This window comes from Sulfitobacter sp. M05 (assembly GCF_029285175.1).
Lineage (GTDB): Bacteria > Pseudomonadota > Alphaproteobacteria > Rhodobacterales > Rhodobacteraceae > Sulfitobacter.
Map to the genome: position 1 here is coordinate 381,242 of NZ_JABEDH010000002.1, position 15,237 is coordinate 396,478.

Here is a 15,237-nt window from a genome sequence, read left to right on the forward strand (position 1 = left end):
TTCAAAGAGTCGCAGAACCGGACAATCCGTGCAACCCTGCTTGGATCTAGGGGCAGGGCCCTGGCATTCCACCGCAAAGCGACCAGCGCTTGCAGCGCAGCTGGCAGAGGTGTATTCCACAGTTTATGAAACGGATGATCAACATCGGCGACCGCGCCCGCCTGCGCGAACGCTTCTTCGGGGCAACCACCACGGTGCTTTCCCGACTATAAGTCCGGCATTGCGACACCCGCCGTCGCACACTGACAGTTTTTCAAACCAAATACGGGAGTGGACCCATGTCCCCCAAGACGCTTTACGATAAAATCTGGGATGCCCATCTGGCCCATGAAGCCGATGATGGCACCTGCCTGCTGTACATCGACCGCCACCTTGTACACGAGGTGACCAGCCCGCAAGCCTTCGAAGGCCTGCGCATGACAGGCCGGACCGTACGCGCACCGGATAAAACCATCGCCGTGCCGGATCACAACGTGCCCACCACGCTGGACCGCGCCAATGCCGCGACCATGACCGAAGACAGCCGCATTCAGGTCGAAGCCCTCGACAAAAACGCCAAGGAATTCGGCATCCACTATTACCCTGTTTCCGACGTCCGTCAGGGCATTGTGCATATCGTTGGCCCCGAACAGGGCTGGACACTGCCCGGCATGACCGTGGTTTGCGGCGACAGCCACACGGCGACCCACGGTGCCTTTGGTGCGCTGGCCCACGGCATCGGCACCTCGGAAGTAGAACATGTTCTGGCGACACAAACGCTGATTCAGAAGAAATCCAAGAACATGAAAGTCGAAATCACCGGCAAACTGCGCCCCGGCGTCACCGCCAAGGACATCACCATGTCCGTGATCGGCGTGACCGGTACCGCTGGCGGCACCGGCTATGTCATCGAATATTGTGGCGAAGCGATCCGCGATCTGTCCATGGAAGGGCGGATGACCGTCTGTAACATGGCGATCGAAGGCGGCGCACGCGCGGGCCTTATCGCACCGGATGAAAAAACATTCGAATACTGCATGGGCCGTCCGCACGCACCAAAAGGGGCCCAGTGGGAGGCCGCGATGGACTGGTGGAAAACCCTCTATTCCGACGACGATGCCGCATGGGACGAGGTCATCACCCTCAAGGGCGAAGACATCGCACCGGTTGTGACATGGGGCACGTCACCCGAAGACGTGCTGCCGATCACCGCAAATGTACCTGCCCCCGACACCTTTGACGGCGGCAAGGTCGAGGCGGCACAGCGTGCGCTTGATTACATGGGCCTGACCGCTGGCACCCCGCTGTCCGACGTTGAAATCGACACAGTGTTCATCGGTTCCTGCACCAATGGCCGGATCGAAGATCTGCGCGCCGCGGCGGAAATCCTCAAGGGCAAAAAGAAAAAAGACGGCATCCGCGCCATGGTTGTGCCCGGCTCTGGTCTGGTCCGTGCCCAAGCCGAAGAAGAAGGCCTTGCCGACATCTTCAAAGAGGCCGGTTTTGAATGGCGCCTTGCAGGCTGCTCCATGTGTCTGGCGATGAACCCTGACCAACTGTCAGCGGGCGAACGCTGCGCGGCGACATCGAACCGCAACTTCGAAGGCCGTCAGGGCCGGGGCGGACGCACACACTTGATGTCACCCGGAATGGCCGCCGCCGCTGCAATCACCGGCAAACTGACCGACGTGCGGGATTTGATGTAAGGCATGTTCCCCCCATGTCACATGCCGCGCTGCGGCGGTGCATGGGGGGTGTACGCAGGGTGTACGCAAGGCACCCCCCGGAAACATCACCTCACACCACCACATCTTGTGGTTCAAAATTAGGAGTTCATCCACATGAACAAGTTCGACAAACTGACCGGCATCGCGGCTCCCATGCCGCTGATCAATATCGACACCGATATGATCATCCCCAAACAATTCCTTAAAACCATCAAGCGCTCAGGCCTTGGGGTGAACCTGTTTGACGAGATGCGTTATGACGACGACCGCAACGAAATTCCCGATTTCGTGCTGAACAATGCGCAGTACCGGGATGCACAGATCATTGTCGCCGGCGATAACTTCGGCTGTGGATCATCGCGCGAACACGCCCCTTGGGCCATCGCCGACTTTGGCATCACCTGCATCATCTCGACCAGCTTTGCAGATATTTTTTACAATAACTGCTTTAAAAACGGCATCTTGCCGATCGTCCTCCCACAGGAACAGGTCGACGTTCTGATGAAGGATGCGGAAAAAGGGGCCAACGCCCGGATGGATATCGACCTTGAGGCACAGACCATCACGACATCAGACGGCGAGGTCTTTTCCTTCGAGATCGACACTTTCAAAAAGCACTGCCTGATGAACGGCCTCGACGACATCGGTCTGACCATGGAGAAAGCCGCCTCCATCGACGCTTTCGAAGCCACGGCATCGCAGAGCCGCCCCTGGGTGTGACAAAGCGTTAAGCAATCAGCGCTAAATTATGTCATGTGAAAAACAAAATTTGTGGGTGCCTCTGTGGCACCCACAACATCTTGGGGTCTGCCTATTTTCTGCCCTGAAATAGATGCAAGAACGCACCACCCCCGCCTTCAAATCGCCTTACCTTTTACAGATCGTTAACCTGTGACTTGAGGATCAAGGCGAAAGAAGGCACAAATTGGGCAGAATTGAGGCAAGCTCTCATCTCCCTGAGGGCGACAAGTTGGGACAAGACCGCGGCACGTATCGCGTCTGGCCAGTTTGGAAGGGTAAAGTAGTGATTGGACGAATGACAGGCGCGGCAACGCGCTGCCTGATGGTGGCCGTGTTGATCGCAACACCGGCTCTTTTGCTGCCCGATGTGGCAAGCGATTCCACGCAAATCACTGTTTTGGTTGCGTTTCTCGCCGCGTTCCTGACCTTTGTCGAATATAATTCCAACTATCCCAGCATCGTTGAATTTCGCGACGCACCGCCGTTTAACCGGCTCCGATTTACTGCTCTGGCCGTCTCTGTCCTGCTGATCAGCCTGATCCTCAGAGGCCAGACTGAACCGTCCTTGCTGACTTCGGGCCTGACCTCTGCCGGTGTAATCCTCGGCAATGCCGTCGACTTCCCCTACTCCCCTGTCCGCCTTATAGTATTGATGCTGCCCACCGATTCCGATCCGGCGCTGGTGTCATTCGTGCGCACCGCAGCCGGCATTGCCTATGTCGTTTCAGTGATTTCAATGCTGGTCTTTTTCGCCACGGTCCGCATGCTGGGCTGGCCGGCCCGCCATGGCGCATTTAACGTTTGGGTGAACCTGCCCCTGTTTGATCCGACAACCGGCGGCGATGTTGTCGAACGCCTGCAACGGGACGCGCGCATCAACATCGTTCTGGGTTTCCTGCTGCCGTTTGTCATTCCCGCAGTGGTCAAGGCAATGGCCGATCTGATAGGCACAGTATCACTAGAGAACCCGCAAACCATCATCTGGACCTTCAGCGCATGGGCCTTTCTACCCGCAAGTATGATCATGCGCGGCATCGCGATGCACCGTGTCGCCGAAATGATCGGGGAAAAGCGCCGCCGCACCTATGCCAGCGCCGAAGCCGAAGACGGTTTTCAAGCGGCCTGATCGCCCTTTGGTTTGGCCTGTTTGCCAGCCTCTGTTCCGCTGAAACCCTACGTGTCGCAACCTATAACACCGAACTGTCGCGCAAAGGCCCCGGCCTCCTGCTACGCGATGTGGCTGCCGGAAAAGACCCGCAACTGCTTGCCGTCTTCGCTCAGATTACTGCCGCCAAACCCGACATAATTGCCCTGCAAGGCATCGACTATGACCTGCAAAACCAGGCGCTGGCAGCCCTTGCCGATACGCTGGATTACCCCTTTTATTTCGCCGCCCCGCCAAATGCCGGCCTGATGAGCGCGCTTGATCTGGATGGCAACGGACAGTTGGGCGACGCGGCCGACGCACAAGGCTATGGCAGGTTCTACGGTCAAGGCAGCATGGCGATACTGTCGAAATATCCGATACTTAGAGAGGCGGTTCAGGATTTCACTCCCCTGCTGTGGCGCGACCTGCCCAATGCACTGCTGCCGCAAACCAACGGCACGCCCTTTCCCAGCGCCGCGGCGCAGGCGGTTCAGCGGCTGTCATCACATGGCCATTGGGTGGTGCCCATCCAACACCCCACTTTTGGCCGCATAACCATCCTGACATATCACGCAACTCCGCCAGTCTTTGACGGCCCCGAGGACCGCAATGGCAAGCGCAACCATGATGAAACGGCGTTCTGGACGCAGTATCTCAACGGGGCATTTGACCCACCAGCGCCCGCCAATTCGTTTATTCTCTTGGGTGATGCCAATCTTGACCCAAACGCTGGCGACGGCCTTGGCCGGGCGATGACAAACCTGCTGGCTGATCCGCGCCTGCAAGACCCCTTGCCGGACCAACCCACCGTCACTTTCGCGCAAACCGGACCGTTGCGCGTCGACTATGTTTTGCCCTCTGCCGACTGGCGGGTGACGGCCGCGCAGGTCACCCCGCCAACCCCCACGGCCAGCCGCCATTCCCTTGTCTGGGTTGACCTCACACGCTAGCCGTTCTTGACCCCTCGCCCCCATCGCGCTACGCCCCGCTAAACAGTTTATTTCAAGGAGCGTCCCATGGCCAACCCATCCCTTCTTATCCTTGCCGGCGACGGCATCGGCCCCGAGGTCATGGGCCAGGTAACCCGCATCATCGACTGGTTCGGTGCCAAGCGCGATTTGCCCTTTGACGTGGAACACGACCTTGTCGGCGGTGCCGCCTATGACAAACACGGCACGCCCCTGCATGACGACACAATGGCGCGCGCGTTGGAAGTAGACGCTGTTCTGCTTGGTGCCGTCGGTGGCCCGAAATACGATGACCTTGATTTCAGCGTAAAGCCAGAGCGCGGCCTGCTGCGCCTGCGCAAGGAAATGGACCTGTTTTCAAACTTGCGTCCGGCCCAGTGCTTTGACGCGCTGGCCGATTTCTCCTCGCTCAAGCCCGAACTGGTTGCCGGTCTGGACATCATGATTGTGCGCGAACTGACATCCGGCGTTTACTTTGGCGAGCCCCGCGGCATCATCGAAGAAGGCAACGAACGTGTTGGCATCAACACCCAGCGCTACACCGAATCCGAGATCGACCGCGTTGCGCGTTCAGCCTTTGAACTGGCCCGCCGCCGCGGCAACAAAGTCTGTTCGATGGAAAAAGCCAACGTAATGGAATCCGGCATCCTGTGGCGTGAAGTCGTGCAAAAGGTCCACGACGAAGATTACCCAGATGTCGAACTGTCGCACATGTATGCCGACAATGGCGCGATGCAGCTTGTGCGCGCGCCCAAACAGTTCGACGTGATCGTTACCGACAACCTGTTTGGCGACATCCTGTCCGATTGTGCTGCGATGCTGACCGGTTCGCTGGGTATGCTGCCCTCTGCTTCATTGGGTGCGCCCAATGACGCTGGTCGCCCCAAAGCAATGTACGAACCGGTACACGGCTCCGCCCCCGACATCACCGGTCAGGGCAAGGCCAACCCGATTGCCTGTATCCTCAGCTTTGCCATGGCGCTGCGCTATTCTTTTGATGAAGGGGAAGAAGCCACACGTCTGGAGAAGGCAGTAGAGAAAGTTCTTGCTGATGGTGCGCGCACCGCTGATCTGATGGGCCCCGAAGGCGGCACACCAATCAGCACCACAGAAATGGGCGACCTGATCCTTGGCGCGCTTGACGCCAGCCTGTAAGAACCACGCGTAAACAACCACATGACAGCCCGCCGGTCTTCTTTGATCTGCGGGCTGTTTGCGTTAACATCTTGGCTTGACATCCCCCCCCGGTTTTCCGCAGGATCGCGCTTCGCAACCGGAGGCACCTTATGACCCATATCCTTGCTATTGACCAAGGCACAACATCCTCGCGTGCGCTGGTTTTTGATGCAAACATCAAGGTTGCCGCCACCGCCCAGCAGGAATTCCCCCAGCATTTTCCACAGAGCGGCTGGGTTGAACATGATCCGCGCGACCTATGGAACACCACGGTGCAGACCTGTCGCGATGCAATTGCCAAGGCCGGCCTGAACGCCGCTGATATCACTGCCATCGGCATCACCAACCAGCGTGAAACAACCGTCGTCTGGGACGCAAAAACCGGTGATCCGGTCTATAATGCCATCGTGTGGCAGGACCGCCGCACCGCCGATTACTGCCGGTCTCTGCGCGACGCAGGGCATGACACAATGATCACTGCCAAGACCGGATTGCTGGCCGATCCCTATTTCTCCGGGACCAAGCTTAAGTGGGTTTTGGACAACGTCGAAGGGGCCCGCGAGCGCGCCCAAAAGGGCGAACTTCTGTTTGGCACTGTCGACAGCTTTCTGATCTGGAAGCTGACCAATGGTGCCGCCCATGTCACCGATGCCACCAATGCCGCGCGCACACTGCTTTATGACATCCACAAGGGCCGGTGGAGCCAGACCATCTGTGATTTGTTCAACATCCCGATGCAGATGCTGCCCGAGGTAAAAGACTGCGAAGCCGATTTCGGCACCACCGCACCGGAACACATCGGGGCCGCCCTGCCTATTCTCGGTGTTGCGGGGGATCAGCAGGCCGCCGCCATCGGGCAGGCCTGTTTCAAACCCGGCATGTTGAAATCAACCTATGGCACCGGCTGTTTTGCCCTGTTGAACACCGGCGACACGCCTGTGACTTCCTCCAATCGACTGTTGACCACTATTGCCTATCAACTGGATGGCAAGCCGACCTATGCGTTGGAAGGATCTATCTTTGTCGCCGGTGCCGTGGTGCAATGGCTGCGTGACGGGTTGCAGATCATCAACACCGCAGCCGAGACCCAAGACCTTGCCGCCAGTGCCGACCCGCAGCAAAACGTCATCATCGTGCCGGCCTTTACCGGCCTTGGTGCGCCCTATTGGAATGCCGAATGTCGCGGTGCGGTTTACGGGCTGTCACGCAATAGCGGCCCTGCGGAATTCGCCCGCGCAGCCCTTGAAAGCGTTGGGTTCCAAACCCGCGATTTGCTGGAGGCGATGCGCGCTGATTGGCAGGGACACGGTGCCGATGCCACCTTGCGCGTTGACGGCGGCATGTCGGCCAGCAACCCCGCAATGCAATTCCTCGCAGACATCATCGACGCCCCCGTGGACCGCCCGCAGGTGTTGGAGACAACCGCAATGGGTGCGGCATGGCTGGCGGGTCAACGGGCCGGACTTTACCCTGACATGCAGGGTTTTGCTGAAAACTGGGCGGTGGAAAGAACCTTTCGCCCTGACATGAGCGATGCGGTGCGTACCCAGCGGTACGACGTCTGGAAACGCGCGGTTCAAGCAACAATGGCGGTCTAACCGTGCCGGGTTGGGTTGCCCGGCACATGGGTGGTGGGGCTCAACCGCTGCTGACCCCTCTTGCAGTGGCTTTGAAAATCGCCGCCTCGCGCGCCTTCAGACAGTTTCGCACAGTGTCACCATGGGCACCGCTGTTCCAACGCAGCTCGGGGAAGATCGCGAACAACTCTTCACGGCTTTCTTCTGACAACACGTCCAGCCCCGTGTCATTCGCATAAAAGCTCTCGGACGCCTGCCCATCCGCGTAGACGATTTCATGCTGTTCGAACATGATATGGATATATGTGACCGCATCACAGTATTGCTGCCGTACCGTTGTTCCGTTGACAAGGAACTTGGCAGGGATCAGGACTTCGGGTTCGCCAAAGAATAGCTCAGCCTCATATCCGGCCAGCAGTACCCTGTGCTGCGGCGAAACAAGTAGCGGCCGCTTGGCACCATTCAAGACACCTTTTTCCAAGTAGATCGGCGCAAGCCTGCCATTGCCCGACACCCGCCGCTGGCCAATCCATTTGATTGGCTGGAATCCGTTATCCTCGGTCAGTACCATATCTCCGATCTCAAGCGTTTCGATAGGGCGATACCCCGCTTGCGTCAGGATATTGGTCCCTGCGGTGAAACAGACCACACCGGTGTTTTCCCTCGTCAGACCGGAACTGTCGGCAGTGACCCCTTGCAGAACAAGAGACCCGCTTCCGAATTGGGTGTTATCCGAGTAATCCGCCGTGTTCGACTGGTTCAGAATTCCGTCGTCTGCCTGATCCGCATAAAGCTCAGAAATATGGTCATAATACCCCGACAGATCAACAAAATCATTATTGGAGTCATCACCGTCATCCAGTGTCCCGGTGGCCCCAAAGTTCAGGTCGGAAATGGTGTCGTTGCCGCCGCCATAGGTAAAGACATCATTGCCTTCGCCACCGGTCAAACTGTCGTCACCATCCCCGCCGTCGATCGTATCATTGCCAGAGCCACCGATAATCGTGTCGGACCCGGCACCACCCGTAATCACATCGTCATCACCTCCGCCGTCTAGCAGGTCATCCCCCGCACCGCCGGAAATCGTGTCGTCGTCATCCTGACCGTAAATCGTATCATCGCCGCCATCCCCACTCAACAGGTCGGCGTTGTTCGCTGGGGCCTGATCTGACCCGTCATTTGCCAGGTCATAAGGTGTGTAATACGGGTAGTCGGGGCTGTCAGGCGACACATCACCATAGATAAGATCACCGTCCGCACCGCCGGAAATCGTGTCGTTCCCTTCGTTCCCCTCAAGTGAATCCACCCCGGCGCCACCAGAGATGGAATCATCATCAAAGCCGCCGTCCACTGTATCAGCGCCTGTCCCTGCGATAATGACATCATCATCATCTCCGGTCCGTATCCGGTCATTGCCGTCGCCGCCGTCCACAGTATCACGGTCGTTATTGGGGTCCGTATCCGCGTCATAGTTCAACACCGGATTGGATGCATCGAAATAGCCTTCATCGGGTCGGCCCGTGCCGACACTCGTGCGGGTATTAATGTCATCATCGCCTTCACCACCGAAGACACTGTCATTTCCTTCGAACCCGATAATCGTGTCATTACCGGTACCACCGTCAATCGTGTCATCGCCGGCACCGGCCTCGATCAGATCGTCGCCACCAAAGCCCTGAATTGAATCGTCGTTCGATCCATCAGAGTGGTCCAGATTGTCGATCCGGTCGCCTTCCGGATCACCCACATAGTCCGTGTCAATCGTATCGTTGCCGGCGGTGCCTTCAACAATGTGGTCCGGCGTCAGATCCGTCGCAGGCAGGACAAGGCTCTCGATCTCGGAAAAGTTGACCGTGACCCAATTGCCATCATCGTTCACCAGTTCGACACTGCCGGATGTGCTGTCGCCATCGGCGTCAGTAGTCTGGACAAGATTTCGAAAACCGCTCCAACCGTTCAGGCGCAGCGTGTCACTGTCCACACCGGTGGTATCACCATCGACAGTCACCACGGCACCATCCGCATAGTCCGGCGCGATGATGTCTATCAGGTCGGCATCTTCTCCCGCGAGAACAGTGTCATCGCCCCCCGTCAGCTGGATGTAATCACCCCCACTGCCGCCGTCGATATTGTCATCGCCGCTGCCACCATAAATGGCATCAACCCCATCACCGCCCGAAATCGTGTCAGACCCGTCGCCGCCCCAAATGCTATCGTCGCCCGTGCCACCACCAAGGCTGTCGTCGCCAGCATCGCCGCTTATGTTGTCGTTATCCGCGCCCCCGAGGACGGTGTCATTGCCGTCTCCGGCATTAAAATCGTCATTTCCTGCGCCACCGATCAGAGAGTCATCCCCATCTGCACCGCTGATGAAGTCGTTGCCAGCGCCACCGTCCAGCGTATCCGCCCCGGCCCCGCCATAGATCAAATCCCTGTCAGCCCCGCCAAAGACCACATCATCACCGTCGCCGCCATAGATCACATCGCTGCCATCGCCGGCATAAACCGTGTCATTGTCCAGTCCGGCTTGCACCGTATCGTCTCCGTCGCCGGCTTCGATACGGTCGGCGTTTGTGCCGGTTGCGTTGTCATTTGCATCAACCCGATCGCCTTCGGGGTCACCAACATAGCCAGTGCCGATCATGTCATCGCCCGAGGTGCCCTCGACGATGTAATCAGGCCCTACAACCGGTGCCGGAATGCCAATGCTCTCCAGCTCGGCGGTGCTGTCGACCTGCGATGCAAGGACCCCCACAAGCGTGATGGATTCCCCACCTGGGAAAGTCAGGATCGCATCTCCTGTGCCGTCACCATTTGTGTCGCTAACCACGACATCATCCGTGGTAACCGGCGTTGTGCCGCCGTCACTTGTCATGCTGGACACATCCAGTTGATCGTTTGTGCTGCCGTCACCACTGTCCGTCAGATCAAAGGCTTGCACCCGATCCGCGCCTGAACCGTCCGCCAGCACAATAGTATCGCGTCCGCCGCCCAGAACGATGTTTTCGATTTCCATGAAATTGGCGGTATCCGTGCCATCACTGACCGTACCGCTTTCGGCATTGGCATCGCGCAGATCAACGGTTGTCGCCGTAGTGACAAGGCTGAGGTCCAGCGTGTCCCCAACATCTTCGTCTAGATTGCTGCCGTCGATGGTGTCTGCGCCAAAGTTGTCCTCAAGGAAAAACGTGTCGTCATCACCGGAGCCGAACAGTTGGTCGTTGCCGGTACCGCCATAGATCAGGTCATCGCCGCCCTGCCCGTCAAGGCTGTCGTTGCCCGCGCCACCATAAATCGTGTCAGAGCTGATTGAATAACCACCCACGACGGTATCGTCGCCGTCGCCCGCATAGACCAGATCGCTGTCGTTATCGGCATCAATGAAATCATTGCCCGCGCCACCTTCGATGGTGTCATTGCCGTACCAGCCTTCCAGCCAGTCATTGCCGTCCCCCCCGCGTATCAGATCGTCTTCGTAGCCGCCGTTCAGGAAGTCGTCGCCGTCACCGCCATCCAGCGTATCATTGCCGTCCTGCCCCCACAGCGTATCATTACCCACGCCACCAGTCAGCTGATCGTTGCCTGTGCCACCATCCAGACTGTCGGCACCTTCACCACCCAACAGGGTATCCGCACCGCTTTCGCCAAACAGAGAGTCATCGCCTGCGCCGCCCGACACATTGTCATCACCGGTTTCGGCATAGACGATATCATCACCAGTGCCCGCATCGACCGTATCATCACCAACACCCGCGCTGACGGTGTCATCCCCGCCGCCGGCGTGAATGCTGTCATCGTTTGACCCGTCAGAGTGGTCGTTGTTATCGACCTGATCACCATCGGGATCCCCGCCATATCCGGCGTTGATCAACTCTCCCGCTTCGGTGCCTTCAACGATGTAATCAAGCACCGCAGGCTGCGGAATACCAATGGCGGCCAGCTGTGCTTCGCTTGAGATTTCGGAAACATTTACACCGCGCAGCGTGATGCTTTCACCATTGGGAAAGGTCAGGATGGCATCTCCTGTGCCGTCGCCATTGGTGTCACTGACCACCACCACATCAGTGGTCACGGGCACGCCGCTGCCGTCTGTCAGGGCGGTGACATCCACCCGGTCGTTGCCAGCATAGGTGCCACCACCAAGGTCGGTGGGCACCTCAAAGTTTTCGATCAGATCGTTGCCGAAAGAGTTGTTCAGAACCAGCGTGTCATTTTCGCCGTCTGTGGCGGATTGATCCTGCGTCCGCCCCATGGAAATGATATCGTTGCCACCGCCGCCAGTGATCGTATCCGCGCCTTCACCGCCATCCAGAATCTGCTGGATATTCGAGGCATCGGCATTGATCACATCGTCGCCTTGACCGCCCCTTATGTTCTCAATCTCGGAAAACGTCACGGTGCCGGTTCCGTCTGTCATCGTGCCGGCTTCGTTGCCGGTGAAGACCACGGTCAGATCATCAACCGACTGGCGCGCGTCCAGCTTGTCACCGCTGTTGGTGGCGGTGGTATCGTTCAGCTCGCCGCCGACAACCGTGTCATCGCCGGTGATGGTCGTGTATTCAAAACTGTCGCGGCCCTCGCCGCCTTGGGCAAGGTCATCACCCGCGCTGTCAATGATCCTGTCGTCACCGTCACCTGCAAGGATGGTATCATCCCCCGCCCCGGCGTTGATTGTATCGTCACCGGCCCCAGCTTCGATACTGTCATTGTTGTTTCCCGCAGCGTTGTCGTTGTCATCAACCCTGTCACCCTCGGGGTCGTCCACATATGCCCCGTCAATCAGATCGTCACCGCCGGTCCCTTCGACAATGTAATCCGGCGCAACCGGCACCGTGAATGAAAAGTCGCTCAGGCCGGCACCGCCGGTCTGGGTGCCATCAGGGCCGACTTCAAACGTCACGTCCAGCACGGAAACCTTGTGTCCGGTTATGTTAATGCCAATGTTTTCAGGTGTGGAATTATCCGCCTCGATGACGACAAACCCGTTCGCATCCGTAGACACCGTCACGTCGGTCACACCGGTCAGCCCTGCAATGATATCAGCAGCAGGAATAAGAACGCCATTCTCGTCATAGATGGCGAGGGTGAATTGATCATCATAGGTCGTCCCGGAAGAGCTGACGTGCTCAAGCGTAAAGGACAGATCCTCGACCGGATTGGTGAAAGCGTAATTGGCATTGATCGGTTCGGTGATGAAAGCCGCACCAAACGAGGAAACGCCGGTGTTGTTTGCTGTGGTGTCCCATCCGTTCGCGGTGAAACTGGCGTTGACCGTGGTGCTGTTTGCCCCTTCGGAGATAACGGTCGATCCGTTTTCTGCATATCCGGAGCCGCTGTTGATCCAAACCGCATTATCAAGAATAGCCATAACACAAACCCTCTTTCGACACGCCGAAAGCCAAAAATCCACAACCTTCCCGGCCCTAACCCACGCAAACGGAGCCGGACGGAAATCATCAGTTACGGCAGGTTAAATCCGATCTTCTTGTTCCAAACGGGGCAGAACTGGGGTCGAAACAGGGTTTTCAGAACGTCCAAACACCTTACTCCAACTGAAAAGGCCAAGGAGAAAGGCGCGCTGCTTGCCGAAGGCAAACCACTGGGGCAGTGTAGCGGACATGACCAATGCTGCACCTTCACGCCCTTTGTGCCGCCGAACCGGCCACAGAACACACCCGTTCATCTTATTGCGTGCGAAGCGCTAATGCATGTCCTGACAATCCTTGATCACCCCAACCCGGCCTCGTTCAGCGCCGCAATAGCCCAACGGTTTATCGCTGGCGCAGAAGCGGCAGGGCATAGCACTGAACTGGCCGATCTGAATGCCGAAGGCTTTGATCCACGCTGGCGCATGGCAGATATCGAAGGCGACGACAGCGGCGCGGTTCCGCCGGATGTCCTGCGCGAACAGACACGGATTGCACGTGCGGATGCCGTTTGCTTTGTCTTTCCGTTGTTTTGGTGGGGCATGCCGGCGATGACCAAAGGGTGGGTTGATCGTGTCTGGTCATGGGGCTGGGCCTATGACCAACTGGATGATCCCGAGGTATCGCTGCAACGCCCGCGCACCGGCTTACTTCTGGTTCCGGCCGGTGCCCGCTCTGATGAAATGGAAGACAAAGGGTATCTCGCGGCACTTGAAACCGCGTGGATGGCGGGCACCTTTGGGTATTTCGGATTCGTCCGACGAGACCTTAAAGTGCTGAACGGCTCCAAAGGTTCCGCCGCGCGACGGGATCGTCTGCTGGACACCGCCTATCAGTCAGGGTTCACTTTGGCCGGGCCTGTCTGAAGACCAACCCGGCCAAATGTCAGCCCGCCATTTCGCCAGCCAGAAAGGCCTCGGGATCGTCCACCTCGATCAACCGCTTGCGCTCGATCTGCCAAAACCGGTTGCCCACATTGCGCAGAAAACTGCGGTCGTGGCTGACCAGTAAACACGAGGCACCGTGACTGGTCAGCTCTTCCTCAAGCGCCTCTTGCCCTTCGATATCCAGGTGGTTGGTGGGTTCGTCCAGCAGGTAGAAGTTGGGATGTTGCAACCGCAGCACCAACATCGCCAACCGTGACTTTTGCCCGCCCGACAAAGCCCCGATCCTTGTATCTTGCATTTGAATATCAACCCCGGCCCCGGCCAATAAACCACGCGCACGTTGATCACCGATGTCGAATTGTCCCGCCACCGCCGTCATCGGGGTATCGGCATCCTCAAGCTGGCTGAGGTGCTGATCGGAATATCCAAGGGCCACGCTGGGCGCGCATTTGATCGGGGTTTCCTGCCCCATCAAAGCGCGATGGATCATTTTGATCAGCTGCGTCTTGCCGGTCCCATTGGTGCCCAGCAGGACGATCCGATCGCCTTGGGTGATCCACTTGGTGCCGGTCGTGTACAGGGCCCGCCCGTCAGGCGTGGCTACGGGCACATCCGCCAGCGTCACCAGCGCCTTGGCATGTGTCCCACTGTTGGAAAGCTTGATGTCACCCGCCCCCTTTTCCTGATGCGCAGGCCGCGCGGCGGCTTCGATTTTTGCAGCGCGTTCGCTTAACTGCTTGGTCTTGGTGATCAGCAGGTCAGAGCCAGAATTGATCCCGATGTTCTTGAGCTTGGCTGCCTGCCTGCGCAGTTGGCTGGCCTTGTTCAGGTCATTGGCGAACCGGCGTTCATCATCTGCGTCCGCCTCGTCCAGCGCTTGCCGCGCTTTGCTGAAGGGCAAGGGAAAGGCGCGGCTGCCCCCTGCGCGCAGAAACAGCGTTCGGTTGGTGGTCGCGTCGAGAAACGCTCGGTCATGGCTGATGGTCACCACTGGAACGTCACGCGGCAGCGCCTCCAGCCAGTTCTGCAACAGGGCAATGCGGTGCAGATCAAGGTGGTTGGTCGGCTCATCAAGCAGCAGGATATCCGGTTCCGTGACCCATGCCGCCGCCAGCAGCGCCGTGCGCTGCCACCCACCGCTAAGATCTTTCAAAGGTTTCTGGTGCAGATCAACAGGCACGCTCAGATCGTCCAGCACCACATCCACCCGCCAGCTTTCGTAATCTGCCTGTTCCTGTGGCAACCCTGACAGGACGAAATCATAAAGCGTTTGCGTCAGGGCTTTGGTCGGCACATTCTGTTCGACATGGCCAATCCGCAAACCACGGGCGCGGGTGATCTCTCCTGTGGTCTGCTCAAAACAGCCGGCCAAACAGGCCAGCAGGGTGGATTTACCGCGCCCGTTTGCAGCAACAAGGCCGATGCGGTCGCCTTTGGAAATGGTAAATGAAAGCCCGGCAAACAGCGGTTTGCCCAGGGTGACCCCGAGGGATTGGATATTGATGATGTTCATTCTGGTCTCTGCACATTCGAGATTGGCCGCAGGCAGCGGCAGGAAGGGCAGACCGGAAAGTGGTCAGCCCTGCAAACGGATTTGCAGGGCAGGACG

The 15,237-nt window shown here is 58.2% G+C and carries 9 protein-coding genes; 7 read left to right on the plus strand and 2 right to left on the minus strand.

What is annotated here, in order from left to right:
- The first annotated feature begins 278 nt into the window (after nt 1–278).
- The 6 genes from leuC to glpK all read left to right on the plus strand — a co-directional run bounded on the left by leuC (nt 279) and on the right by glpK (nt 7,336).
- Nucleotides 279–1,685 carry a 3-isopropylmalate dehydratase large subunit gene (gene leuC, locus HKX44_RS10025; RefSeq protein WP_276151187.1) on the plus strand — a complete coding sequence of 469 codons (1,407 nt, stop codon included), beginning with the start codon at nt 279–281 and terminating at the stop codon, nt 1,683–1,685.
- A 135-nt stretch (nt 1,686–1,820) separates the two neighbouring features.
- Entirely contained in the window at nt 1,821–2,426 is a 606-nt protein-coding gene (gene leuD, locus HKX44_RS10030) for a 3-isopropylmalate dehydratase small subunit (RefSeq protein WP_276151189.1), read from the plus strand.
- A gap of 304 nt (nt 2,427–2,730) precedes the next feature.
- A complete protein-coding gene (locus tag HKX44_RS10035; RefSeq protein WP_276153210.1) occupies nt 2,731–3,573 on the plus strand; it encodes a hypothetical protein in 843 nt (280 codons plus the stop codon).
- 17 nt (nt 3,574–3,590) lie between these two features.
- Nucleotides 3,591–4,544, plus strand: a complete 954-nt coding sequence (locus HKX44_RS10040) for an endonuclease/exonuclease/phosphatase family protein (RefSeq protein ID WP_346348183.1) — start codon at nt 3,591–3,593, stop codon at nt 4,542–4,544.
- A 66-nt stretch (nt 4,545–4,610) separates the two neighbouring features.
- Nucleotides 4,611–5,717 carry a 3-isopropylmalate dehydrogenase gene (leuB, locus tag HKX44_RS10045; protein WP_276151192.1) on the plus strand — a complete coding sequence of 369 codons (1,107 nt, stop codon included), beginning with the start codon at nt 4,611–4,613 and terminating at the stop codon, nt 5,715–5,717.
- Between the two features lie 131 nt (nt 5,718–5,848).
- The gene (glpK, locus tag HKX44_RS10050) at nt 5,849–7,336 is read left to right on the plus strand and encodes a glycerol kinase GlpK (protein ID WP_276151193.1); all 1,488 of its coding nucleotides are present in this window, start codon (nt 5,849–5,851) and stop codon (nt 7,334–7,336) included.
- Nucleotides 7,337–7,376: 40 nt separating this feature from the next.
- On the opposite strand, the gene HKX44_RS10055 is transcribed toward glpK, so the two are convergent.
- Complete coding sequence (locus HKX44_RS10055) at nt 7,377–12,683, minus strand: Hint domain-containing protein (protein ID WP_276151194.1); 5,307 nt, start codon at nt 12,681–12,683, stop codon at nt 7,377–7,379.
- Between the two features lie 336 nt (nt 12,684–13,019).
- On the opposite strand from HKX44_RS10055, the gene HKX44_RS10060 reads away from it, so the two are divergent.
- Nucleotides 13,020–13,607, plus strand: a complete 588-nt coding sequence (locus HKX44_RS10060; protein WP_276151195.1) for an NAD(P)H-dependent oxidoreductase — start codon at nt 13,020–13,022, stop codon at nt 13,605–13,607.
- Between the two features lie 19 nt (nt 13,608–13,626).
- Here HKX44_RS10060 and HKX44_RS10065 read toward each other — a convergent pair whose 3' ends face one another.
- Entirely contained in the window at nt 13,627–15,141 is a 1,515-nt protein-coding gene (locus HKX44_RS10065) for an ABC-F family ATP-binding cassette domain-containing protein (RefSeq protein WP_276151196.1), read from the minus strand.
- Between the last annotated feature and the right edge of the window lie 96 nt (nt 15,142–15,237).

What these genes read in the sequence shown, in the direction of transcription:
- leuC (WP_276151187.1), top strand. Translation starts at nt 279, where the DNA reads ATGTCCCCCAAGACGCTTTACGATAAAATCTGGGATGCCCATCTGGCC.
- leuD (WP_276151189.1), top strand. Translation starts at nt 1,821, where the DNA reads ATGAACAAGTTCGACAAACTGACCGGCATCGCGGCTCCCATGCCGCTG.
- leuB (WP_276151192.1), top strand. Translation starts at nt 4,611, where the DNA reads ATGGCCAACCCATCCCTTCTTATCCTTGCCGGCGACGGCATCGGCCCC.
- glpK (WP_276151193.1), top strand. Translation starts at nt 5,849, where the DNA reads ATGACCCATATCCTTGCTATTGACCAAGGCACAACATCCTCGCGTGCG.
- HKX44_RS10055 (WP_276151194.1), bottom strand. Translation starts at nt 12,683, where the DNA reads ATGGCTATTCTTGATAATGCGGTTTGGATCAACAGCGGCTCCGGATAT.
- HKX44_RS10060 (WP_276151195.1), top strand. Translation starts at nt 13,020, where the DNA reads ATGCATGTCCTGACAATCCTTGATCACCCCAACCCGGCCTCGTTCAGC.
- HKX44_RS10065 (WP_276151196.1), bottom strand. Translation starts at nt 15,141, where the DNA reads ATGAACATCATCAATATCCAATCCCTCGGGGTCACCCTGGGCAAACCG.